This is a genomic window from unidentified bacterial endosymbiont, from assembly GCF_918320885.1.
Lineage (GTDB): Bacteria > Pseudomonadota > Gammaproteobacteria > Enterobacterales.
On record NZ_OU907312.1, the window covers coordinates 393,842 to 415,379 of the forward strand.

24 protein-coding genes and 2 pseudogenes are annotated in these 21,538 nt (G+C 48.8%); 10 read left to right on the forward strand and 16 right to left on the reverse strand.

The features are described from left to right. Positions 1–8 precede the first annotated feature (8 nt). The 3 genes and pseudogenes from NL324_RS01975 to NL324_RS01985 all read left to right on the forward strand — a co-directional run. Positions 9–605 (forward strand): annotated as a pseudogene (locus tag NL324_RS01975) (transposase domain-containing protein); the annotation flags it as partial. Between the two features lie 81 nt (positions 606–686). After that, positions 687–986, forward strand: coding sequence for a transposase (locus NL324_RS01980; RefSeq protein WP_253305847.1), 300 nt, complete (start codon positions 687–689; stop codon positions 984–986). Then, positions 914–1,852 (forward strand): IS3 family transposase, encoded by a 939-nt coding sequence (locus NL324_RS01985; RefSeq protein ID WP_253307079.1) that lies wholly within the window; start codon positions 914–916, stop codon positions 1,850–1,852. The genes NL324_RS01980 and NL324_RS01985 overlap by 73 nt, the downstream gene beginning before the upstream one ends. Before the next feature lie 197 nt (positions 1,853–2,049). Here NL324_RS01985 and NL324_RS01990 read toward each other — a convergent pair. From NL324_RS01990 to NL324_RS02030, 9 genes and pseudogenes are all read right to left on the reverse strand, one after another. Then, a pseudogene (locus tag NL324_RS01990) lies at positions 2,050–2,301 on the reverse strand (IS1 family transposase); the annotation flags it as partial. Then, the gene (locus tag NL324_RS01995) at positions 2,302–3,426 is read right to left on the reverse strand and encodes a 4-phosphoerythronate dehydrogenase (RefSeq protein ID WP_253306111.1); all 1,125 of its coding nucleotides are present in this window, start codon (positions 3,424–3,426) and stop codon (positions 2,302–2,304) included. It abuts the pseudogene before it with no gap. 64 nt (positions 3,427–3,490) lie between these two features. Further along, entirely contained in the window at positions 3,491–4,711 is a 1,221-nt protein-coding gene (gene fabB / locus NL324_RS02000) for a beta-ketoacyl-ACP synthase I (protein WP_253306112.1), read from the reverse strand. A 155-nt stretch (positions 4,712–4,866) separates the two neighbouring features. Beyond that, the gene (gene aroC / locus NL324_RS02005) at positions 4,867–5,928 is read right to left on the reverse strand and encodes a chorismate synthase (protein ID WP_253306113.1); all 1,062 of its coding nucleotides are present in this window, start codon (positions 5,926–5,928) and stop codon (positions 4,867–4,869) included. A 40-nt stretch (positions 5,929–5,968) separates the two neighbouring features. Then, on the reverse strand, positions 5,969–6,892 hold the full coding sequence (gene prmB / locus NL324_RS02010) for a 50S ribosomal protein L3 N(5)-glutamine methyltransferase (protein WP_253306114.1): 924 nt from the start codon (positions 6,890–6,892) through the stop codon (positions 5,969–5,971). Positions 6,893–6,979: 87 nt separating this feature from the next. Next, positions 6,980–7,447, reverse strand: coding sequence for a phosphohistidine phosphatase SixA (gene sixA / locus NL324_RS02015; protein ID WP_253306115.1), 468 nt, complete (start codon positions 7,445–7,447; stop codon positions 6,980–6,982). A gap of 21 nt (positions 7,448–7,468) precedes the next feature. Further along, positions 7,469–8,053 (reverse strand): D-sedoheptulose 7-phosphate isomerase, encoded by a 585-nt coding sequence (lpcA, locus tag NL324_RS02020; protein WP_253306116.1) that lies wholly within the window; start codon positions 8,051–8,053, stop codon positions 7,469–7,471. Between the two features lie 18 nt (positions 8,054–8,071). Continuing rightward, the gene (gene rimI / locus NL324_RS02025; RefSeq protein ID WP_253306117.1) at positions 8,072–8,518 is read right to left on the reverse strand and encodes a ribosomal protein S18-alanine N-acetyltransferase; all 447 of its coding nucleotides are present in this window, start codon (positions 8,516–8,518) and stop codon (positions 8,072–8,074) included. Continuing rightward, positions 8,490–8,891 carry a DNA polymerase III subunit psi gene (locus NL324_RS02030; RefSeq protein ID WP_253306118.1) on the reverse strand — a complete coding sequence of 134 codons (402 nt, stop codon included), beginning with the start codon at positions 8,889–8,891 and terminating at the stop codon, positions 8,490–8,492. Before NL324_RS02030 ends, rimI begins: the two co-directional genes overlap by 29 nt. Before the next feature lie 564 nt (positions 8,892–9,455). Here NL324_RS02030 and NL324_RS02035 point away from each other — a divergent pair. After that, entirely contained in the window at positions 9,456–10,385 is a 930-nt protein-coding gene (locus tag NL324_RS02035) for an outer membrane beta-barrel protein (protein ID WP_253306119.1), read from the forward strand. 316 nt (positions 10,386–10,701) lie between these two features. Here NL324_RS02035 and bioB read toward each other — a convergent pair whose 3' ends face one another. Next, a complete protein-coding gene (gene bioB, locus NL324_RS02040; RefSeq protein WP_253306120.1) occupies positions 10,702–11,649 on the reverse strand; it encodes a biotin synthase BioB in 948 nt (315 codons plus the stop codon). Between bioB and NL324_RS02045 the strand changes: the two genes are divergently transcribed. The 6 genes from NL324_RS02045 to NL324_RS08340 are packed head-to-tail and all read left to right on the forward strand — an operon-like array spanning position 11,637 to position 16,028. Beyond that, positions 11,637–12,785, forward strand: coding sequence for an aminotransferase class I/II-fold pyridoxal phosphate-dependent enzyme (locus tag NL324_RS02045; protein WP_253307100.1), 1,149 nt, complete (start codon positions 11,637–11,639; stop codon positions 12,783–12,785). The two genes, bioB and NL324_RS02045, sit on opposite strands and share 13 nt — an antisense overlap. Continuing rightward, complete coding sequence (locus NL324_RS02050) at positions 12,782–13,426, forward strand: hypothetical protein (RefSeq protein ID WP_253306121.1); 645 nt, start codon at positions 12,782–12,784, stop codon at positions 13,424–13,426. The genes NL324_RS02045 and NL324_RS02050 overlap by 4 nt, the downstream gene beginning before the upstream one ends. Then, positions 13,413–14,156, forward strand: a complete 744-nt coding sequence (locus tag NL324_RS02055; RefSeq protein ID WP_253306122.1) for a methyltransferase domain-containing protein — start codon at positions 13,413–13,415, stop codon at positions 14,154–14,156. The genes NL324_RS02050 and NL324_RS02055 overlap by 14 nt, the downstream gene beginning before the upstream one ends. Positions 14,157–14,159: 3 nt before the next feature. Beyond that, positions 14,160–14,777 carry a dethiobiotin synthase gene (gene bioD / locus NL324_RS02060; protein WP_253306123.1) on the forward strand — a complete coding sequence of 206 codons (618 nt, stop codon included), beginning with the start codon at positions 14,160–14,162 and terminating at the stop codon, positions 14,775–14,777. Continuing rightward, positions 14,774–15,475 carry an aminotransferase class III-fold pyridoxal phosphate-dependent enzyme gene (locus tag NL324_RS08335; RefSeq protein WP_366516333.1) on the forward strand — a complete coding sequence of 234 codons (702 nt, stop codon included), beginning with the start codon at positions 14,774–14,776 and terminating at the stop codon, positions 15,473–15,475. The genes bioD and NL324_RS08335 overlap by 4 nt, the downstream gene beginning before the upstream one ends. After that, positions 15,432–16,028, forward strand: a complete 597-nt coding sequence (locus tag NL324_RS08340) for an aminotransferase class III-fold pyridoxal phosphate-dependent enzyme (protein WP_366516334.1) — start codon at positions 15,432–15,434, stop codon at positions 16,026–16,028. The genes NL324_RS08335 and NL324_RS08340 overlap by 44 nt, the downstream gene beginning before the upstream one ends. 125 nt (positions 16,029–16,153) lie before the next feature. Here NL324_RS08340 and epmA read toward each other — a convergent pair whose 3' ends face one another. The 6 genes from epmA to aroK all read right to left on the reverse strand — a co-directional run bounded on the left by epmA (position 16,154) and on the right by aroK (position 21,471). After that, a complete protein-coding gene (gene epmA / locus NL324_RS02070) occupies positions 16,154–17,149 on the reverse strand; it encodes an elongation factor P--(R)-beta-lysine ligase (protein ID WP_253306124.1) in 996 nt (331 codons plus the stop codon). A 21-nt stretch (positions 17,150–17,170) separates the two neighbouring features. Continuing rightward, complete coding sequence (gene trpS, locus NL324_RS02075; protein WP_253306125.1) at positions 17,171–18,184, reverse strand: tryptophan--tRNA ligase; 1,014 nt, start codon at positions 18,182–18,184, stop codon at positions 17,171–17,173. Beyond that, positions 18,177–18,887 carry a ribulose-phosphate 3-epimerase gene (gene rpe / locus NL324_RS02080; RefSeq protein WP_253306126.1) on the reverse strand — a complete coding sequence of 237 codons (711 nt, stop codon included), beginning with the start codon at positions 18,885–18,887 and terminating at the stop codon, positions 18,177–18,179. The genes trpS and rpe overlap by 8 nt, the downstream gene beginning before the upstream one ends. Before the next feature lie 14 nt (positions 18,888–18,901). After that, positions 18,902–19,783 carry a Dam family site-specific DNA-(adenine-N6)-methyltransferase gene (locus NL324_RS02085; RefSeq protein ID WP_253306127.1) on the reverse strand — a complete coding sequence of 294 codons (882 nt, stop codon included), beginning with the start codon at positions 19,781–19,783 and terminating at the stop codon, positions 18,902–18,904. A 67-nt stretch (positions 19,784–19,850) separates the two neighbouring features. Further along, positions 19,851–20,936, reverse strand: a complete 1,086-nt coding sequence (aroB, locus tag NL324_RS02090; RefSeq protein ID WP_253306128.1) for a 3-dehydroquinate synthase — start codon at positions 20,934–20,936, stop codon at positions 19,851–19,853. 19 nt (positions 20,937–20,955) lie between these two features. Next, a complete protein-coding gene (gene aroK, locus NL324_RS02095; protein ID WP_253306129.1) occupies positions 20,956–21,471 on the reverse strand; it encodes a shikimate kinase AroK in 516 nt (171 codons plus the stop codon). Between the last annotated feature and the right edge of the window lie 67 nt (positions 21,472–21,538).

A 21,538-nucleotide genomic window follows, 5' to 3' on the forward strand; every position in this document is an offset into this window, starting at 1 on the left:
TGCAGCTTATGTATGAGCTTCCTAATGATATCAATACGCTAAGAGCCTTACTGCTCGAGCAAAGTGAGCTGCTCTTCCAGCAAAACGAGACGATCACGACGCTCAAGCATGACCTAAGCAATAAAGCGGCAGAGATTGAGCAGTTAAAGAGTCAGCTAGCGGAGCTGAAACGGCTGCATTTTGGCCAGAGTTCTGAAAAAGTTAAACGGCAAATTGGGCGATTGGAAAAACAGCTCAGTGAGCTGGAAGAGGAGCAAATCCAGGCTCTGGCGCTTAGGGACCCTGGGGTCCCCAAGGCCTTACGTCAATCCCCTGCCCGCAAACCGTTACCGGCTGAACTGCCTCGGGAAATACGACGGTTAGAGCCGCAAGAGGAGGCCTGCCCAAAATGTGGTGGCGAGCTGAAACCTCTGGGTGAAGATGTTTCCGAACAGCTGGAACTCCTCAAAAGTGCCTTCAAAACGATCCAAACGGTTCGCCCAAAAAAAGCCTGTGGTCGTTGTGACTGTATTGTACAGGCCCCAGCCCCCAGCCGTCCGATAGAACGAGGAATCGCTGGGCCAGGGTTATTGGCCAGAGTCGTGATGTCGAAGTACGGAGAGCACACCCTGATCTTGCTACCCTTTAACGGACACAACGAAGAGGAACAAAGCGTATAATTTTTTGTTACTTTTTGAGGTGAAGTTATGAATCAAGGGGAATCAAGGAGCTATGATAAGGAATTCAAGCTGAATGCGGTAAAGCTGTATCACAGCACTGGTAAAACGCTCTGTCAATTGAGCGAGGAATTGGGAGTTCCCAAGAGTACATTGGCAGGGTGGGTCCATCAGCATAACAAGGATGGTGCAGAGGCTTTCCCGGGCAAAGGATACCTGAAAGCGTCTGATGCTGAGCTCAGTCAATTGCGGAAAGAATTGGCGATAGCACGCGAAGAGAGGGATATCCTAAAAAAAGCCTTGGGCATCTTCTCAGTGGCCCGCAAGTAAAATACCAGTTTATGCAAAAGCATGCTGGGGAATTCAGCGTAGAGAGGATGTCCAACGTGTTAGGTGTATCCCGCAGTGGCTATTATCAGTTTATCAAGGCTGAGCCATCCAAGCGCTATTGTGAGGATGAGCGTTTAATATCTGAAATTAAAGAGGTTTATACCATAAGCAACCAAATTTACGGTAGCCCACGTATCCATGCTGAGTTACGAGCTAGAGGTGAGCGCTGTTCACGCAAACGGGTTTGTCGGCTAATGAAAGCAGCCCATATTGCGGCTAAGATGAAAAAACGATTTAAGGTAACCACAATAGTCGATCCAAAGGCCGCAGTGGCGCCTAATTTACTCAAGCAGAAGTTCACAGCCACTCGCCCTGATCAATACTGGGCAGCAGATATTACCTATATTCCGACCCAAGAGGGATGGTTGTATGTTGCTATCGTACTGGACCTGTTCTCTCGTAGTATCGTGGGGATGGATATGCAAGCTCACATGACCACCGAGTTAGTAGCCGCAGCATTACGCCAGGCAATAACACGGAGGAAGCCTGCTGCAGGTCTCATCCACCACTCCGACCGAGGCAGCCAGTATACCAGCAAAGGATTCAAGGCTGTATCGGCGCATCACCAGATAACGCTTAGCATGAGTAGTACGGGCAATTGTTATGACAATGCAGTAGCAGAGAGTTTTTTCCATACCTTAAAAACAGAGCACACCCACTTTGAACGTTTTGAGAGCAGAGAACAAGCCAAATTGAGCATTTTTGAATACGTAGAAGTGTTTTATAACCGACAGAGACGGCACTCAACGCTAGGCTATCTGTCTCCTGTAAATTTTGAAAAAAATTGGTTATCCCAGGTCGCTTAAGGTTTCTCTTCTCTGTGTCTAAAAAAAGGTGGCAAGATCAGAGCGTGACCACTGGCGAACGAAAGCAGGCGTGATGATCGTAAGCGGCAAACCACTGCCGTGTAGAAAATTGCCTTGAATATCTACAAAGTAGTTCCTGGGAAAAAACTACAGGGGATCCAAATGACCTATAAAAATAACGACCGGAGGGTAGTGCCTCATAATGATTGGCAGTGAAGTTTATCGATAGAAGCACCGATAACTTTTTCATGAAGTTCTACAGATTTAGAGAAGCCAATAGTTCGTCTAGCCAAGCGCTTGAGGTGTGTCCGTAGCGTTAAGTTATGGCGTTCGATCCGTTGAGTGAAGATCTTGCCAACGAGATGCTTGAGTTGAGAGATCTGACGTTGGTAATTTGGCCAGCCGTCGGTGGTAAACATACCGATCGAGAATCTCTTGAGCCGTTGTAGTCAGCGCACAACCGCTTGAAATCCGAGCCGCTGCCACTGCTGGGCCGTCTGCTCCTGATCACACACCAGCAGTAGTGAGGAGCATTCACGTCGCGCTGGATACGCTGCGCGCAACTGATCAAATGCGCCGGATTGGTCAGCGACCGCGCGCAGTGCGGCATCATCTCGCTCTATCCGATAGATCCTATCCAGCAGTGGTTTTAGCTGTTCAGATCGCCAGGGACCCGATAAGGTAACCGCCTGCTGAGCATTAGGTAACAGCGAGGCGCGATCGACGCCAGGCCGCCCCCCTAACTGTCGACAGAGCGCTTGATAGACAGCAAAAGCCCCATTGACCCGACCCTCAAGCGTATAACCGGCAATATGGGGGGTGGCTAAAGTGACACGGGATAATAACGGCAGCGATAGCGCTGGCTCATGCTCCCAAACATCGAGTACGACACGACACGTTTTACCACCGGCTAAGGCGGTGAGCAGCGCAGCACTATCGAAGAGTGCCCCACGCGCACTATTGATCAAAATCCGTCCATCAGGCAGGGCTGCTAACAGCTCCTCATCTAGCAAATGCCACGTTGGGTGCGGACCCTCCCGCTGTAACGGGAGATGAAAGGTTAATACCTCAGCGTGCTGCACAAGATGGGATAAAGGCCAAAAGGGTCCTGTATCCCCGCGCTCTGCCCGTGGAGGATCACACAGCAGGGTGGTCACGCCTAAGGCTTGCAGTCGTTGGTTTAATAGCGAGCCGATATGGCCCACACCAATAATCCCGACGGTTTTCTCTTGGAGTAAACAGCCCTCGCGCACCATTAACCACAGCAGGGCGGTTAACACATATTCAACCACGGCGGTAGCATTGCACCCGGGGGCGTGAGCAAAGGTAATGTCTTGCTGCTGTAACCAGTGCCGATCAATATGGTCGGTGCCGGCAGTAGCACTGCCGACAAACTGCACCGTGCTGCCGGTGAGTAGTTCACGATTAACCGAGGTGACCGAACGGACAATAACCGCCTGTGCCGCTCTACAGTGCTCGCTGGTGATGGCACGTCCGGGAATAGTCTGTATCTCGCCAAGCGATCCAAACAGCAGAGAGGCTGCTGGTGTGGCTTGATCGATAATAATACGCATAGGAGTAGCCTGCACCCGCTAGAGATGAGGCCTCAGGCAGGGGTTGGTAAGCGTTTTAAAGTGATCAGGTGTCGGCTGATAGTTTACGCAGCACCAGGGTAGCATTCGTCCCACCAAAGCCAAAGCTATTGGACATCACCGTGGTGAGACTCTGCTCACGATACTGGGTAACAATATCTAAACCACTAGCCTCTTCATCCAACTGCTCAAGGTTGATGTTGGGAGCAATAAAACCATGCTTTAACATTAACAAGCTGTAAGCGGCCTCATGGACTCCAGCGGCCCCCAAGGCATGGCCGGTCATCGATTTAGTTGAGGAAATCGCGGGAGAACAGTCGCCAAACACCGCACGAACAGCTGACAGCTCTTTGAGATCACCCACGCCGGTGGAGGTTCCATGGGTGTTGATATAGTCAATCGGCGACTCCACCCCCTGCAGTGCCATACGCATACAGCGGATCGCCCCTTCACCAGAAGGAGCCACCATATCATAGCCATCAGAGGTCGCTCCATAACCGACGATCTCCCCGTAGATAGAAGCACCTCTTTTCAGGGCATGCTCAAGCTCCTCCACCACCACCATCCCCCCGCCTCCGGAGATCACGAAACCATCCCGACCCTGATCGTAAGGACGAGAGGCTTTCGAAGGCGTGGCATTATATTGCCTAGAGAGCGCACCCATAGCGTCAAATTCCATCGCCAAGGTCCAGTGTAGCTCCTCCCCACCCCCGGCAAACACACAATCCTGCTTGCCCAGTTGAATCAGTTCTAGGGCATGTCCGATGCAGTGTGCAGAGGTGGCACAAGCGGAGCTAATGGTGTAGTTGACCCCACGAATTTTAAAGGCAGTTGCTAAACAGGCGGTAATGCCCGAGGTCATGGTACGGGGTACCATATAGGGGCCAACGCCTCGCAAGCCGCGGGAACGCATAGCATCGGCGGCCGCCACTTGATTAGCCGGTGAGCCGCCACCGGTTCCAGCGACGACACCGGTACGGTCGTTAGAGACCAGCTGCTCTGATAAGCCAGCATCGGCAATCGCTTCCTGCATCGCTAGGTAGGCATACGCCGAGGCATCTCCCATGAAGCGTGCCACCTTACGGTCAATCAGATCTTTAAAATCTAACTTAATATCCCCCCAAATCTGGCTACGCATATTGATCTCTTGTAGCGCTGGCGCTGGGGTAATACCCGAACGACCGGCCTTCAGGGCGGCCAGGACCTCTTGACCATTGTTACCGATACTGGAGATAACCCCTAGACCCGTAATGACTGCACGTTTCATGATGTAAACCTTTTAATTTCCAATCTTAGCCCGATAGTCAACCCTTGCCGTTACCAGGCGAATCGCTATCCAACTGCCATTATTATCTCACATTAACGACGAAATGATACTTATCCGTTGACGTTTGTACAAAAATGACGCTACCGACGATCATTTTAAGGCCCACACTGGGCACGGTGACGGAGCAGATGGTCTAACAACACGATGGCAACCATGGCTTCTGCAATGGGAACTGCACGGATCCCCACACAGGGATCATGACGGCCACGGCTGCTCACTTCAACCACTTGCTGCTGCTGATCCACTGAACGGCCTGGAATGGCAATACTTGAGGTCGGCTTGAGCGCTAATTTGGCGATGATCGGTTGACCACTACTGATCCCACCCAGTGTACCGCCTGCCTGGTTACTCACAAAGCCCTCTGGAGTGATCTCATCACGCTGTTGGCTGCCAAACTGAGTCACGACATCAAATCCAGCACCCAGAGCGACCCCTTTGACGGCATTAATACTCATCAAGGCATGCGCTAAATCGGCATCCAGTCGATCAAACACCGGCTCTCCCAGACCAACAGGAACCTGATTGGCTACGACGACGATTTCGGCACCGATAGAGTCTCCTCGCCGCTGAAGATCTTTGAATAGGGCGATTAGGGCAGGTACTTGGTTGGGATCAGCAAAAAAGAACGGATTCTGCTCCACCTGATCCCACACCACCTGTTCACTGATCACCGAACCTATTTGCGCCACGTAGCCACGCACAGTAATCGCCAGCATCTGTTGCAGATACTTTTTAGCAATGGCCCCTGCCGCCACTCGCATCACTGTTTCGCGGGCTGAAGCCCGCCCGCCGCCGCGATAATCACGGATCCCATACTTTTTTTGATAGGTATAGTCCGCATGCCCTGGTCTGAAACAAGTTTTCAGAGCCGCATAATCTTGCGAACGTTGATCACTATTTTTGATCAATAATCCAATAGGAGTGCCGGTGGTACAGCCTTCAAAAATTCCAGAGAGGATCTCAATCTGATCGAGTTCATGCCGTTGAGTCGTATAGGCGGATTGTCCAGGTCGCCGGCGATTGAGATCGGGCTGGATATCGGCCTCACTCAGTGGCAGACCTGGTGGCATGCCATCAATGATAGCGCCCAGGGCTGGGCCATGGGATTCCCCAAACGTGGTCACCCGAAACAGCTGTCCAATACTATTGCCTGCCATAGGGGCTAATCCTCTCTACACGACACCATGAAGCCTGCGATCAGGTTTTGATCGGCTGAGCAGCAGTCAATAACTGCTGGCGAGTTAATTGAAAGATCCCCTGCCCACCCTGTTTTAAAGGCAACCAGTGGAAGGGCCATTCTGGATAGCGTGCTTCTAAGGCCAGGGAGCTACTCCCAACTTCACAAATCAGCAGCCCCTGCTCCTCTAGATAGGAGGCGCTTTCTGAAAGAATGCGTTCAACCACCTGCAGTCCATCCGCTCCGGCCGTCAACCCTAAAGTGGGTTCATGGTGAAATTCAGGCGGCAAATTGGCCATCGCTTCGGCATCAACATACGGCGGATTGGCGATGATGAGATCGTAGGCGTCCAGGGGAAGCTGTTGAAACAGATCAGAGCAGATCGGCGTGACTTGCTGCTCTAGCCCATGCCGCTGAATATTGATTTCAGCGACCGCCAGCGCTTCTGGTGAGATATCGACCGCATCAATTTCCGCCTCCGGGAAAGCATAGGCACAGGCGATGGCAATACACCCACTGCCAGTACACAGCTCTAAAATCCTCCGGGGCTCAGCGACCACAGTCCCGGCAAATCGGTTCTGAATTAACTCAGACAGCGGGGATCGAGGCACTAATACCCGTTCATCAACATAAAACGCTAACCCACAAAACCAGGCACACTGAGTCAGATAAGCAACCGGGATCCGGGCTTCAATCCGCTGCTGTATCCAGATCACAAGCTGCTGTCGTTCACGGATCGTGAGTCGCGCCGTATAGATCTCAGGTGGCAGATCAATCGGCAACTGTAACCCGGAGAGTATCAGGTGTTGCGCTTCATCCCAGGCGTTATCAGCGCCATGCCCATAACAGAGGGAAGCCGCATTGAATTGGCTAACGGCCCAGCGCAGGAGATCTTGTAAGGTCTGCAGTTGATCAACTGCCTCTTCAAGCGTGATTTGATCCAAATAATCCTCCAACCATGATGATCGAGCAAAATGTTTATCGAGTGCCGTGGCTGAACCCTTGAGATCGGAGATCGCTTTAAGCGGCAGTCAGCCTGGGGGGTTCTGGAGCCATTGTAGCATCGCTCGGCCAGACGCTCTTGAGAACTCAATAGCCGCCAGGGTTGACGTTGAAAACTGAGGCGCTGTAGTGTGTGGGCACAGGGCACCGACTAACTGACTCACCAAGGGCATGTGGGAGATGAGTAGCAGTACCGGGAGCTGCAGCGCATCATCCTGCTGTAGCTGCTCTATGATGGGGGCTACTTTACCCTGTGGGGTGAGATCCAGCGATTGGGGCAGCTGGGTTAATTGGGGCAACACACTGCGCAGCGCCTCGAAGGTCTGCTGCGTTCGTCGAGTGGGGCTAGCCACTACCTGTTTCACAACGATTGGTTGTGTTTGTAACCAGCGGGCCATGGCGACGCTCTGCTGCCACCCAGAGGGGGTTAGCGCCCGTTCGGCATCACTACTCGCATGCTGCTCAGCAGCCCCATGTCGCATTATTAATAATTTCATTAAAAAACCCTGAACGGCTATTTAAACAGACGGGAGCATCTCCTGTTCAATCAAGTGAATCAACAGGTGGATGATTTTAATATGCATCTCTTGAATACGATCGGCATAGCCGGTGTGGTCAACACAGATCGCTACATCGCCCTTTCCCGCCAACTCTCCACCCTGATAGCCACTCAAGGTGATCACCCGCATGCTCTGAGCACGGGCAGCCTTGATGGCCTTGATCACATTGCAAGAGTTACCGGAAGTGGAGATGGCTAACAGCACATCCCCTGGCTGCCCCAAGGCTTCGATGTATCGAGAAAACACCTGTTCAAAGCCAAAATCGTTGGCGACACACGATAGGTGACTCGGATCAGCGATGGCAATAGCGGGATAGGCGGGGCGACTGTTCCGATAACGACCCGTTAACTCTTCAGCGAAATGCATCGCGTCACAGTGTGAGCCACCGTTGCCGCAGGCCAACACCTTTCCTCCTGCCTTAAAGGCGGTCGTTAACAAGAGGGCGGCTGCCTGAATAGCTTTTAGCTGGCCATCATCGGCCAAAAATCGCTGAAGCACTTGCAAGGCTTGCTGTAACTCTGAGCGAATCAAGGTTTGATACATTATCAGTGATCCTCAGATCTAGTCTGTGAGGGCTCTGGCTAAGATCAGAGCATCTTCACGCCCCTTCTCAGCCGGATAATAGCCTGATCGGACAAAAACTTCATTAAATGATAACTGCTGATAGAGCGCACGCGCTGGCGCATTGCTGATCCGCACCTCTAACCAGAGCGTCTGCACTGACCGTCTCTGCAACTGTTCAATTAACGCCAGCAACAGCTGCCGACCAACCCCTCGCCGTTGGGCTACCGGATGAATCACTAGATCAAGTAAGGAAGCTTCATCCTGTACGATTTGGGTGATGGCGAATCCCACCATTTTGGTGATCTCCATCACCTTGAGATTCAGGTAGGCGTGACCCTGTTGAGCTAAAAAAGTTTCCAGTTGGCCAGGATAGCGGTGACCAGCCTGGGCGATAGCATAAGCCATCTCCAGCTCACTAGACAGTAGCGGAGAGATGGTCTGCATAGTAACAAATCTGTTGCCAAAGCTGGCGCTTCGCCTGGGCGCAGGACAGTAGCTCGCTTAAAGGGGGGGAGAGTAGCATGTTGCTCGGTGGTTTAACCGCCCAGTCGCCTAAGGACCAGTAGAGCGCGGCTTTCGGCAGCACCGCTAGCGATGCTGGTGTACAGCAGTGGACCTGTTGTTCGGTCAGTTGGAGGGTTTTTAGCACATCCTGTAGTAACGGCGTTGATAATGAGGGGAGTGGATCGGCCAACAGCACGAAGCGGATGGTGGAGAGCAATGGCGACCCCACCAACCCCTTTAAAGCGTCAGGACGCCGCAGCTGCCACTGGGTAATACCCAGTTGCTGCAATAACTGATCGCGACGCTGACTCATGGAGGCTCTCTGCTGTTGATAGTGGGTGGGCAAACCTCAATTAGGCCCTACGCAGGGCCCATAGTACTCTATTTTTCTACTGAGTTCGCCTCCTCACTGCGTTAACAAAACGCTTCTGGTTCAGTACTCGTGGACCTTATTTTTTAGGCAGTACCTCATCATAATCGGATGTGAAGTTTATCAAAATCAGGGTCGATTGATTGGCCATTGAATGAGCACACCCTTTTTTTATCAAAAACTGATTGATAACAAAATAGGGTTTTACCAATAGGCTAACGGCAGAATAACCTCCCAGGTAAATTATTCTGTATTTTTTTTAAAAAAATGGATACCTGTAAATATCATGTTAAATAAAACTCGATAATTGTTTTATATCAATAACATCTCACCAATGTATACTCGATATCATCATCAACTAACTATAAACCACCTTGAATCATGACAGGATAATTTGATTTGAATGGTATATCATGCAACAACCTAAAACAGTGCTATAATTATCATCAACTTGATCGTTTGTAATTTGTTTAGGGTAATTGTTAATTAATTGGAGTGATATTGATTATGGTAAGTAAAAAAATAGCACTATCAGTGCTCTGTGCTGCTGTTATTTCCCAGAGTGTATTCGCTGCTGAAGGTAGTTCGGTAAGCTACAGTTTCCTGTCTGGTGGGCTGGCTGTTGACAGTAATGGATTAGCCCGTGATTGCAAAAAATCGCTGGAAAAATTCTTAGAGTCAAGTGGCTCCCCACAGCCAGCCAAAGATGTTTTTAAAATTAAGCCCTCAAGTGTGGGTGGTTATTTAACTGGTAGCTATGGTTTTGATAACAATGTTTTTCTAGAGGGACGTTTACGTACGATCTCCAATCGGAAAACTAGCTTCTTTGCAGGGGCGGGATATCATTTTCCAGTCGATGATCGCTCTGATATCTACCTGTTGGCTGGTGTTAGCCAGCCTGTTTTGCCATCCAATATTCACTTCAACCAAAAGGTTCGTCAGGGCACTACTTCGGATCGTAGCCCTAAGGTGGACAGAGATGGAATATATATAGATGCAAATTCTACGATCAGCGGTGCTAAGATAACAGTAGGAGACAAGGAACTTACAGCAGAAGAAAAGGCTAAACTTAGCGCTCCTGCTCCAAAAAAACAGCATGCCGAAGAAAATGATCCCAACAAGACTATCGTTAGCTTTAAAAGTAAGCTAGCCCCGAGTCTAGAGGTAGGCTATCGTGCTAATCTCTGCGATGAAATGGGAGTACGTCTCGCTTATCGCCTCACAAAAGATAAAATAGAGATGAACAGTTTAAAAGGTTTAAAATCTGAGAAAAGTAAGGGACTTAGCCATGAGCTCTCTGCCGGAGCACACTATCATTTTACCCCCCAACTTGCGGCTGAGGTTGGTTACACTTTTACTAAACTTCCTAAATTTGGTTCGATGAAACCCAAAGACAGCCATATGGGTACAGTTGGCTTGCGCTACGCTTTTAATTAAACAAGCGTAGTGCTTGGGTCGGTTACTTAAACTGAGTTTAGGATAAGTAACAGCCCCATAAGGACCATTCATTGTTATAAAAGAGTAAACATGCCTCATGTATCCAAGGGTGCAGCAAAGGCAACCCATCGAGAGACCATGAGGCACTTCATCCATTAAAAAACTGGGGTCCAATCAGAGCACCCTCGGCACCGCTCTCCAACCCATTGTATCGTTAACCTGCTGAATGAGTAGAGTGATTGCTTCATAAGAGACTACCCATGACGCTACTCATGTTCAATACTAATAGTTCACAGTTAGCCTAGGATGAAGGTTGCTATAATTTCTCGAGTCCTAGACGCTTAAATAAACGATTATCTTTTTCGGGGATAGGGTTCTCGGTGGTCAGTAGTTTTTCGCCGTAAAAAATTGAGTTGGCGCCTGCCATAAAACATAAGGCTTGCAGTTCATCAGACATGCTCTCTCGTCCTGCCGAAAGTCTTACGTAAGAGTTTGGCATGATAATTCTTGCCAAGGCAATAGTCCGCACAAAATCAAACGGATCAACGGGATCCTGGTTTTCAAGCGGGGTCCCTGGAATTTTTATAAGCCTATTGATAGGAACAGATTCTGGTGGTTCTTCAAGATTGGCCAGAAAAACCAGCATCTTAATTCGATCATCATTAGTTTCTCCAAGGCCGATAATGCCACCACAACACACTTTAATCCCTGATTTTCTAACGGATTCTAGTGTGTTTACTCTATCTTCAAAGGTGCGAGTCGTAATAATTTTATTATAAAATTCAGGAGCAGTATCAATATTATGATTATAAAAATCTAACCCTGCTTGTTTCAGTTTTTCTGCTTGTGAATCATTTAATAAACCCAGGGTTACACAGGTCTCTAAACCGAGCTTTTTGACTTCACCAATCATGCTACAGACTTGGGTCAACGCTTTATCCCGCGGGCCACGCCATGCGGCACCCATACAAAAACGGGTCGCCCCGGCACTTTTTGCTCTGCTGGCTGCTTCGACAACCGCTTGGACCGTGATCAACGGCTCACTTTGCAGGCCAGTTTGATAGTGGGCTGATTGAGGACAATAGGAACAATTTTCTGGACAGCCCCCTGTTTTTATGCTCAAAAGGGTGCTAATTTGCACAGTGTTTGGCTTAAAATATTTTCTGTGTACTGTTTGGGATTGATAGACAAGCTGTAGTAATGGTAGATTAAAGGTCTCTTTCGCCTTCTCAAGGGTCTGTTTTTTTGGGTATGTATGAGCCATATAGACGCCACTTACGCGTTTTGCGAGATAAAGAAAAATATCGCAGATTACCCGAGATAGGTCAAGCGAATCAAGCCAGTTGGTTAGACTTCTCTAGCAATGATTACTTAAATTTGAGCCGACATCCAGCGCTGTTACAAGCGGGGATGGCGGCTGCCAAGCAGTATGGGGTAGGCGCTACCGGTTCTCGGTTACTCTCTGGGAACAATGAGCTGTTTAAAAGATTTGAAGCACAGATTTCTCAAGATAAAAAAACAGAGGCTGCATTGATTTTTAATACAGGATTTCAAGCCAATATCAGTGTGCTATCAGCTTTATTAGATGCAAACGTCTTAGGAGACAGACCCCTTGTTTTTTTCGATAAATGTAACCATGCAAGCCTGTATCAAGCGGTTTTTTTAAGCGATGACGCGCTTATCAGATATCCGCATAATAACCTTCAGCAGCTGGAAATTCTTTTACAAAAATATCACGCTGATCGCAGGCCGAAGTTTATTGTTGCAGAAACACTATTTGGTATGGATGGGGATATTTTACCCCTTCAAGAAATCGTCTTGTTGGCAAAAAAATATGGGGCTTTCTTATATTTAGATGAAGCTCATGCTGTGGGGGTTTTGGGGCCGTCAGGCTACGGGTTGTCAACCACTGTAGCGTTCACTGAGGTCCATTATGTTGTGGTAGGAACCTTCAGTAAAGCCCTGGGGTGTAGTGGCGGTTACGTCGCTTGCAATCGAGTACTTCGGGACTATTTGATTAATAAAGCGGCAGGTTTTATCTATTCTACTGCGCCATCGCCATTCGTGATTGGGGCAGCCTATAAAGCGTGGGAGCTGGTGAGAACGTTACACAATGAACGCAAACAATTATGCTCTTTAAGTGAAAAATTAAAAAACAAGCTGCTCGATGCAGGATTGAGTATAGGCCAGGCTAATACGCATATCTTACCCATTCTTCTTAAAGAAGAGCGTTTAGTCATGCAACTCAAAGAGGAGCTGTTAAACAGTGGAGTTATAGTGTCAGCCATTCGCCCTCCGACCGTGCCGCCAAATTCATCACGTCTTAGAGTTTCTCTGACCAGTGCTCATCGAGAAAAAGATATTGATCGATTGCTAACAATATTAAGCAAGCGATCATGAAACACTTTGTGTTCTGCCATGGATTTGCTTTTGATAGAAGCTTTTGGAACAATTTATCTGATTATTTTTCACAAGAGCACTGTACCTATTTAGATTTAGGCTATTTCGACGACCCCGCAGAATTTTATGTGGAGACTCCCTGTAGTCAGTTGATAGGGATTGGCCACTCTCTGGGATTGTTAAAGTTACTGACCCTTAAAAAAAGTTTTGATCATCTGATAGGACTGAACGCGTTTACGAATTTTTTAGGGGGTACTCCAGCCCTTCGAAAGCAAAGAGTAACCGAACTGGAGCAGTTAAAGAAGCAGTTTATTCAATCGCCTATCCGCACACTGAAGCGTTTTTATCACCGATGTGGTGTCGCTGTCGATCCGCCTACAGTAGAAAAAATAGATCTCCCTAGCATCTTGAGAGATTTGGATGCTTTAAAAGAAAACGGGGCTATCCCCACGTCTAGTAAAGCACTGATTATTGGAGCCAGAGATGATATTATCGTCCCGCCTGCAATTTTACAGGATAACTTTAAGAATGCTTTGAATACCAGAGTAGAGATAGTTGAACAGGGCCAGCATGGTCTTGGTTTTTTTAAGGATCAATGGGTGAGTGAAAAGATAATGAGTTTTATCAATGACAGTGAGTAATAAAATTATCACTCATTTTAATCGATCCAGTGTTTCCTATGAAACAGTGGCTGGTATACAAAAGAAAAGTGCTCTGTTTCTGGTTCAGAAATTACTGGAAGTTAGCAAAGGGGTTGTTCCTAAAACTATTTTAGATCTTGGATCGGGTACCGGTTATATTCCAGAATATCTGGTAATACATTACCAAAAATCACTATACACGCTGAATGATATTTCTCCAAAAATGATTGAAGCCACCCAGGTTAAATTTGGAAAACAGGATAACTTCAAATTTTGTATAGGGAATATGGAAACCATAGCGTGTGAAGAGTATGCTTTGATTATCAGCAATCTTGCCCTGCAGTGGGTGGGTGATCTCTGGGAAACCCTGCGTAAATTTTATCAACAATCGACTATTTTTGCTTTTTCTAGCTTGCTAGAGGGGACCTTTCACGAATGGTCAAGCATTTTGCAGGGCCGTGGCCACACGGCGGTGATGAAAAAATACCCCACAAAAGAAGAGCTGTTAAGTTTTTTGAGTCAGTTGGGCGCTCAAGTTTTATACTTTTCCACTCAAGAATTTAGGCTTACCTTTAAGAGTGCTTACTGCTTTATTCAATATTTAAAAGCGTTAGGCGCTGGAATCGGCAATAGAAGATTATCCTTCAGGGCTATAAAAGATCTGATAGCAGATAATTCCCAAGAGCTAGAGATAACTTATCAAGTTTTTTTTGTGATTTTAAAGAGATAAATCATGCAACTGTTTATTACAGGAACAGATACCAATATAGGAAAAACACTGATTTGTAGTTGGTTATGTTTACAGACAGGCTACAGCTATTGTAAACCTATCCAAACTGGCACGGACAGCGAGCAGGATGCTGCTACAGTCGTGATCTTATCAGGATCTACGGTCTATCCAGAGCAGTACTCTTTTAAGGCGCCCCTATCGCCTCATCTGGCCTCTGCTCTTGAGAATCAGGTGATTGAGATGACCACCATCCAATTACCTGACAGTCCGGATCTGATCGTAGAGGGCGCTGGTGGCTTGTTAGTGCCACTGAATCAATCCGATTGTCTGATTGATTTTATTCAATATCTTAAAATCCCAGTGATTCTTGTCGCCTCCTCACAGCTGGGAACCATTAATCACACCCTGTTAAGCTTAGAGGCTTTAAAAAATCGCTCGATACCCACCTTGGGGGTGATTATGAACGGACCGGTGAACCCAGATAATTGTCATGCCATTACGTTTTATGGGAAGACAACCGTGCTCGCACAAGTTCCAGTCATAGCACCGATGACTCAAGAGAATTTAAAAAAAATTCCGCTAACAACCGCATTACAAGCACTATTATCGAGATCACCATGACCCTTTCGCAAAGAGATCGTCGGATACTGTGGCATCCTTTCACACAAGAAAAAACAGCGAGTGCAGTGATTCCTATTAAGAGTGCTAAAGGCTCTTATCTTTATGATGAACAGGATAAAGCTTATCTTGATCTCATCTCCAGCTGGTGGGTTAATCTGCATGGTCATGCTCATCCAGAGATTGCAACAGCTATTTATAAGCAGGCGAATCAGCTAGAGCATGTTATTTTTTCAGGGTTTACTCATGCCCTGGCTGTTGAGTTATGTGAGGAACTACAAAAAATATTACCTGATCCCTTGAGTCGTTTTTTCTTTTCAGATAATGGTTCTACGGCTGTTGAAGTCGCCTTGAAAATGTCATACCAGTACTGGGTTAATAAAGAAAAAAAAGAGAGAACTCTATTTTTGAGTTTTGAGGGTGGTTATCACGGTGATACTTTCGGTGCTATGTCCGTTGGCTGTACATCAGGATTTCATTCTGTTTTTTCTGATCTGTTTTTTAAAGTGCTAACGCTTCCTTATCCTGCAACCTGGGAGGATGATAAGCACGTGGCATTAAAGGAGGAAAAGGCGTTAATCGCTCTGGATGAGATGTTAAAAAACCATGGAAAACAAGTGGCGGCCATTATTTTAGAGCCCTTGGTTCAGGGGGCCAGTGGTAGAACGGGTTCGGGCGTTTGGGATCTTAGTGATTTTTGATGAAATAATGACTGGATTTGGCCGTACGGGAACCCATTTCGCGCACTCGCAAACCGGGGTGACTCCCGATTTTCTTTGTCTTTCAAAAGGAATTACCGGTGGTTTTTTACCATTAGCGATGACCATCACCCATCATGAGATATACAGTGCATTTTTAAGTGATGAGTGGAAAGCCGCTTTCGCGCATGGTCACTCCTACACGGCTAACCCACTGGCTTGCGCAGCGGCGAGGACTTCTCTAAAATTACTGATGAGAAAAGAGTGTCAACAGGCTATCACTACTATTCATAAAGCCCATCAACAGGGTCTCTCTTTTTTAAAGTCACGATGCAAACAGATTGAAAAGTTTCGTATGATAGGGACTATCAGTGCTTTTGATATTAAAAATGGTTCTTCTGTCAGTGATCAAATTAAAGCTAAATGTTTACAGGCAGGATTACTGATCAGACCTCTGGGTGCTACGATTTATCTGCTCCCTCCCTACTCTACAACCTCAGAGGATCTCTCCGCTGCCTACCAAAAAATAGCGACGATTATTGAGGCGGTTGTATGACTCTTTTTGCATACTAGCGGTCGACTTTTTAGTAGCGAGTTAGTGATTCAATAGAATGATGGGTGAACTCTTGAGAGAGGCCGCGATAGGTTCAGGGGGCATTCCTGAGTGGTCAGCTGGGTCCATTAAGCAATGGGCGTCGCAAAGGCGATCACCGATTGGATCCGCGGTACACCGAGTGCCAACATCAGCAGCCGATCGACCCCGAGGGCAACCCCAGAGCAGTCGGGCAAACCCGCCTGCAAGGCGGCCAACAGCCGATGATCAATCGGTTGCAGCGGCAATCCCTCCCGTTGACGCTGCTGATTATCCTGCTGAAAGCGCTGCCGCTGCTCTTCAGCATCCCGCAATTCATGAAAACCGTTAGCCAGTTCAACCCCCTGATAATAGAGTTCAAAGCGTTCAGCCACCCGAGGATCCTGAGAATTGATCTGGGCTAAAGCCGCTTGGCTCGCGGGAAAATCGGTGATAAACAGCGGGCGATCCCGCCCGAGCTGCGGTTCAATCGCCACACTAAACAGCAGCTGCAGTAGCGTATCGCAATCCTGCTCCTGCTGAAGTTCCTGTGAGAGAGGATAGTGCGCCGCGGCGGCCTGTAGTTGCTGGCGATTGGCGATCAGGGGATCTAACCCAACAGTGCGCTGAAACAGCTGTTGGTAGGAGAGGCGCTCAGCGCTTGGACAGGCTAATAGCAACACCAGTAGCTGCTCTACACTCGCCATGAGCTGCGACAGATCACCGAATTGATACCACTCTAACAACGTAAATTCCGGGTTATGCCAATCCCCCCACTCTTCGTCACGGAAACTCCGGCTGAGCTGAAAAATAGGGCCACTACCAGCCGCTAACAGCCGTTTCATGTGATATTCCGGACTGGTGGTTAAATAGAGTGGTACGCTCTCTAGACTACCCGGGCGTGTTAAGTGCGTCTTAAAGCTACGCAGGTGACGATCAGTGACACTCGCTTGACTCATCGCTGGGGTTTCTACCTCCAGAATATTGCGCTCGGCAAAAAAGTGGCGAATGTGCGCGATCAGGGTGGCTCGACGGCGCAAGAGGGCTATCGACGCACTGGGTCTCCAGGCGGGCTCCTCACCCTCAGGAGTTGGACTGTTTTGCATTGATGCGTTAGGGTCCATGGTTCATGAGGCTGTTGCTGGTGGGAATAGACCTAAAGCTTGGTGTACCCGCTGCAAAGTTTGATGCGCCCGTGTGGTGGCTTTAGCAGCCCCCTGCTGCAAGATGGCCAGTAATTGCGCTTCATCACGACGCCACTGCCTGAAACTGCTCTGTAATTCGCTCAACTGAGCAGTTACTGCTTCTGCAACCGCCTGTTTTAAGGCGCCATAGCCCTGTCCGTGAAACTGCTGCTCTAACTGCGGTAGGCTTTGCTGAGTCAGGGACGACAGCATCCCCAACAAATTGGAGACGCCCGCTTTCTCTGCTGTGTTGTAATAGATGCGTGGCGGATCATCTGAATCGGTGACCGCTCGCTTAATTTTGGTAGTGATGGTTGAGAGATCTTCCAATAAACCGATCCTATTATGGGGATTACTGTCCGATTTAGACATTTTTTTATGGGGCTCAAGCAAGGACATGATCCGCGCCCCTACGGAGGGGATCATCGGCTCAGGGATCTGAAAGAGGGGACCATACCGTGCATTACAACGCTGAGCTAGATCACGGCTAAACTCCAAATGCTGTTTCTGATCATCTCCAACCGGGACATAATTTGCTTGGTATAGGAGGATATCGGCTGCCATCAAGACCGGATAGGTCAATAGGCCCGCATTAATGTTCTCAGCGTGAAGGCGTGATTTGTCTTTAAACTGCGTCATCCGTTGCAGCTCTCCAAAATAAGCGCTGCAGTTCAGCAGCCAAGCGAGCTGGGTATGTGCCGGAACTTGTGACTGTACAAATAGCGTACTCTGGTTGGGATCAATGCCACAGGCTAAGTAGAGTGCTAGCGTATCCAAAATACTGGCTGGTAACTGCAGCGGATCTTGTCGAACCGTCAAGGCATGGAGATCGACGATACAGAATAGGCACTCATACTGTGCTTGCAGGTTAACCCAGTGACGGAGCGCTCCTAGGTAGTTCCCTAAGGTTAAGGCTCCAGAGGGTTGGATACCGCTAAAAATCACTGCCTTACTCATCAAGATTGCTCCAGTGTTCTTGCCCATCGACTAGGTTAGAGGGGGCCAATTGATCACGCAACCGATCGATTGCCACGCGATAGTCTGGCTGACCAAAGATAGCTGAACCGGCAATAAATCCTTCGCAGCCTGCCAGAGCAACGCTGTAGATATTGTCCGCAGTGATCCCACCGTCAACACTGAGCTGAACCTGAAAACCGCTCTCATCAATACGTTGACGCAGTTGGGAGATCTTGTGCAAGGTATTCGGGAGAAAGGTTTGTCCCCCAAAGCCAGGGTTCACTGCCATTAATAGCACAAAGTCGAGTCGGTTGAGCAGGTAGTCGAGACAGTGGAGCGGTGTGGCAGGATTTAAGGCAAGCCCTGCCTGGCATCCCTGCTCTCTGATCAGCTGTAGGGTTCGGTCGATATGCTCTGAGGCCTCTGGATGAAACGAGATATGGGTGGCGCCAGCTTGCGCAAATTTCACCACCAGCGGATCAACGGGCTTCACCATCAGATGAACATCGATAGGGGCTGTGATGCCGTAGTGTCGCAATGCTTGGCAACCCATGGCCCCTACCGTCAGGTTAGGCACATAGTGGTGATCCATCACGTCAAAATGGATCCTATCGGCTCCACTCTGTAGTGCGGCCACCGCCTCTTCACCTAAGCGGGCAAAATCTGCCGCCAAAATAGAGGCGGCTATCCAGAAATGGTGCATCACTGACTCCTTCATCAGGGTTCTGATCCCAGGGTGAGCGCCTCAGTCCTGGGGAAGGCCGAAGCTTCAGATAAAGATTGACCTGGCTGATACCGTGCTAATAATTCGGGCACCAGTCCCCGACCTTGCCCCTGCCGGCTGATGAAGCGACGAACGGTCACGGCCGTCAATTGGGCGTGCCGATACCAATGGCGTGTTTGAATCGTATCATGGTTAGAGATCACAATGGTGGCCCCGGTGTCTAACACGGCACGGTGTGCTAGCAGCGCTAACTGTTGCTGATCGATGAGGGTAAAGCCCTGCGTGTGGTAAGCGGTAAAATTGGCAGTGGCTGATAGCGGGGCATAGGGGGGATCACAATACACAACGGCGTGTTGCGAAGCACGGCGCAGTGATTGCGTATAATTTTCGCAAACAAAGGTAGCGCGTTGTGCCTTCTCAGCAAACCAGTACAGCTCCTCTTCTGGAAAATAGGGTTTTTTATAGGTGCCAAAGGGCACATTGAACCCCCCGCGTGCATTATAGCGGCATAGCCCATTATAACCATGGCGGTTAAGATATAAAAATAGCAGCGAGCGTTGATAGGGATCGACACTCTGATTAAAAATTTCCCGCAATTGATAGTAAGCCACGGGTGAGTTATGTTTTCCTTGAAACCAGTGGCGGGCGTCGCTGATAAATTGTTGGGGGGAGCGCTTCACAGTATTATACAAATTAATGAGATCATGATTAATATCTGCCAGCCAGTACTCCGGATAGTCGGTATTCAAAAACACCGAACCAGCACCGACAAAGGGTTCAATCAACAGTGAACCGGGTGACAGATGCCGCCTGATCTCCTCCAGTAACCGATATTTACCGCCCGCCCATTTTAAAAAAGCCCGCTGTTTCTTCATGGTGTTCACCGGTTTCCCTGCTGAGATGCCACGCTAGAAAGGGGTGCAGTACAAGCGCGCAACCCTTTCAACCACAGCAGGTTTCTAGGATCGCTGCCAGCAGGCTTTGATCGATTCCCTGTACTACAGTCCCCTGTCCGATGCCGGTTGGCAATGCCCACTGCACTTGACTGGCCACTGCTTTCTTATCACGCTGAAGATAAGGCCAGTAGGCTTCAGGCGACATTTCTGCAGGGCCAGTGATCGGTAAGCGAGCGCGTGACAGCAGATTCTTTAAGCGGTTGACCACAGCAGATCCAACTAAACCGAGGCGTTCAGCCAGGCTAGTCTCTAACACCATGCCGGCGGCGACGGCTTCACCATGTAGCCAGCCATCGTAACCCAGATAGGCCTCCATGGCGTGCGCCAACGTATGGCCAAAATTAAGCAGCCGGCGTTGCCCGTGGTCCCGTTCATCTTGTGCAACCAGCGCTGCTTTTAAGGCACAGCAACGCCCGATTATTTCCAGCAAAGCAGGCGGGTGTCGGTGTAGTAATGCCTCTATATGCTGTTCTAGCCAATCAAATAGGGAGGCATCCAAAATCATGCCATATTTGATGATTTCAGCCAACCCGGCCGCTAATTGACGGCTTGGCAACGACTGCAACGGGTCAATATCTATCAATACGGCTGCCGGATGATGAAAAGCACCAATCATATTTTTACCGAGCGGGTGGTTAATCGCCGTTTTGCCGCCAACGGCAGCATCGACCTGCGCTAGTAAGGTGGTCGGTAGCTGTAAGTAACGAACCCCTCGTTGGTAACAAGCGGCAGCAAAGCCTGTAACATCGCCGATGACGCCCCCACCCAGCGCCAGCAGCGTCGTATCTCGACCATGCTGGCGCTCCAGCAACCTATCAAAAACTTGTTCGACAGCTGGCCATGCTTTGTAGGCTTCCCCCTCTGGAAGGATCAGTCGATCAACTTGTATCCCAGCGGCAGTGAGGGGAATGGCTATTGAATCGAGATACAGCGGAGCCACCGTTTTATCGGTGACCACTAAACAAGTTTGATGACGCTGTAACTGCGTGAGCGGCAGGAGACGATGAAATAACCCGGCCGCAATCGTAATGGTGTAGCGGTGGTTACTGGTCACCACGTCAAGTTGCTGCATGCTGGTCGATCAACGGTAGCTATTTCAGCTGCTCGATAATCTGACTAGCAACCACTTTGGCGCTTTGTTGATCAGTCTGAACAGTAAAATCAGCAATTTCCTCGTAGAGTGGATTACGCTCCATAGCCAATTTTTCTAGTGAGCGACGTGATCCGCCGCCACTGCGCAGCAGAGGGCGCTTCTTATCCCGTTGCGTACGTGCTAATTGCTTCTCAATGGTGGTTTCTAAGTAAATCACTACGCCCCGCGCTGAGAGCCGATTACGCGTTTCTCGTGAGTTAATAGCACCGCCACCAGTAGCTAATACGATGCCCTGCTTTTCTGTTAACAGGTTAACAATTTTCTCTTCCCGTTGACGAAAACCCTCTTCACCCTCTACATCGAAGACCCAGCTGATATCTGCTCCGGTACTCCGTTCAATCTCTTGGTCAGTATCGTAGAAGATCATATTGAGCTGCTGCGCGAGTTGTCTACCGATAGTACTTTTGCCAGCACCCATAGGTCCTATTAAGAAGATATTACGTTTTTCTGCCATATTGTTCTGTCTTACTCACCCGATAATTTATCGTGAATGACGTCGTGCTGAATGAATTCGCTGCGGA

Excerpts from the sequence above, each read along its gene's own strand:
- NL324_RS01980 (WP_253305847.1), top strand. The coding sequence starts at position 687 with ATGAATCAAGGGGAATCAAGGAGCTATGATAAGGAATTCAAGCTGAAT.
- NL324_RS01995 (WP_253306111.1), bottom strand. The coding sequence starts at position 3,426 with ATGCGTATTATTATCGATCAAGCCACACCAGCAGCCTCTCTGCTGTTT.
- fabB (WP_253306112.1), bottom strand. The coding sequence starts at position 4,711 with ATGAAACGTGCAGTCATTACGGGTCTAGGGGTTATCTCCAGTATCGGT.
- aroC (WP_253306113.1), bottom strand. The coding sequence starts at position 5,928 with ATGGCAGGCAATAGTATTGGACAGCTGTTTCGGGTGACCACGTTTGGG.
- sixA (WP_253306115.1), bottom strand. The coding sequence starts at position 7,447 with ATGAAATTATTAATAATGCGACATGGGGCTGCTGAGCAGCATGCGAGT.
- lpcA (WP_253306116.1), bottom strand. The coding sequence starts at position 8,053 with ATGTATCAAACCTTGATTCGCTCAGAGTTACAGCAAGCCTTGCAAGTG.
- rimI (WP_253306117.1), bottom strand. The coding sequence starts at position 8,518 with ATGCAGACCATCTCTCCGCTACTGTCTAGTGAGCTGGAGATGGCTTAT.
- NL324_RS02030 (WP_253306118.1), bottom strand. The coding sequence starts at position 8,891 with ATGAGTCAGCGTCGCGATCAGTTATTGCAGCAACTGGGTATTACCCAG.
- NL324_RS02035 (WP_253306119.1), top strand. The coding sequence starts at position 9,456 with ATGGTAAGTAAAAAAATAGCACTATCAGTGCTCTGTGCTGCTGTTATT.
- NL324_RS02045 (WP_253307100.1), top strand. The coding sequence starts at position 11,637 with ATGTATGAGCCATATAGACGCCACTTACGCGTTTTGCGAGATAAAGAA.
- bioB (WP_253306120.1), bottom strand. The coding sequence starts at position 11,649 with ATGGCTCATACATACCCAAAAAAACAGACCCTTGAGAAGGCGAAAGAG.
- NL324_RS02050 (WP_253306121.1), top strand. The coding sequence starts at position 12,782 with ATGAAACACTTTGTGTTCTGCCATGGATTTGCTTTTGATAGAAGCTTT.
- NL324_RS02055 (WP_253306122.1), top strand. The coding sequence starts at position 13,413 with ATGACAGTGAGTAATAAAATTATCACTCATTTTAATCGATCCAGTGTT.
- bioD (WP_253306123.1), top strand. The coding sequence starts at position 14,160 with ATGCAACTGTTTATTACAGGAACAGATACCAATATAGGAAAAACACTG.
- NL324_RS08335 (WP_366516333.1), top strand. The coding sequence starts at position 14,774 with ATGACCCTTTCGCAAAGAGATCGTCGGATACTGTGGCATCCTTTCACA.
- epmA (WP_253306124.1), bottom strand. The coding sequence starts at position 17,149 with ATGCAAAACAGTCCAACTCCTGAGGGTGAGGAGCCCGCCTGGAGACCC.
- trpS (WP_253306125.1), bottom strand. The coding sequence starts at position 18,184 with ATGAGTAAGGCAGTGATTTTTAGCGGTATCCAACCCTCTGGAGCCTTA.
- rpe (WP_253306126.1), bottom strand. The coding sequence starts at position 18,887 with ATGCACCATTTCTGGATAGCCGCCTCTATTTTGGCGGCAGATTTTGCC.
- NL324_RS02085 (WP_253306127.1), bottom strand. The coding sequence starts at position 19,783 with ATGAAGAAACAGCGGGCTTTTTTAAAATGGGCGGGCGGTAAATATCGG.
- aroB (WP_253306128.1), bottom strand. The coding sequence starts at position 20,936 with ATGCAGCAACTTGACGTGGTGACCAGTAACCACCGCTACACCATTACG.
- aroK (WP_253306129.1), bottom strand. The coding sequence starts at position 21,471 with ATGGCAGAAAAACGTAATATCTTCTTAATAGGACCTATGGGTGCTGGC.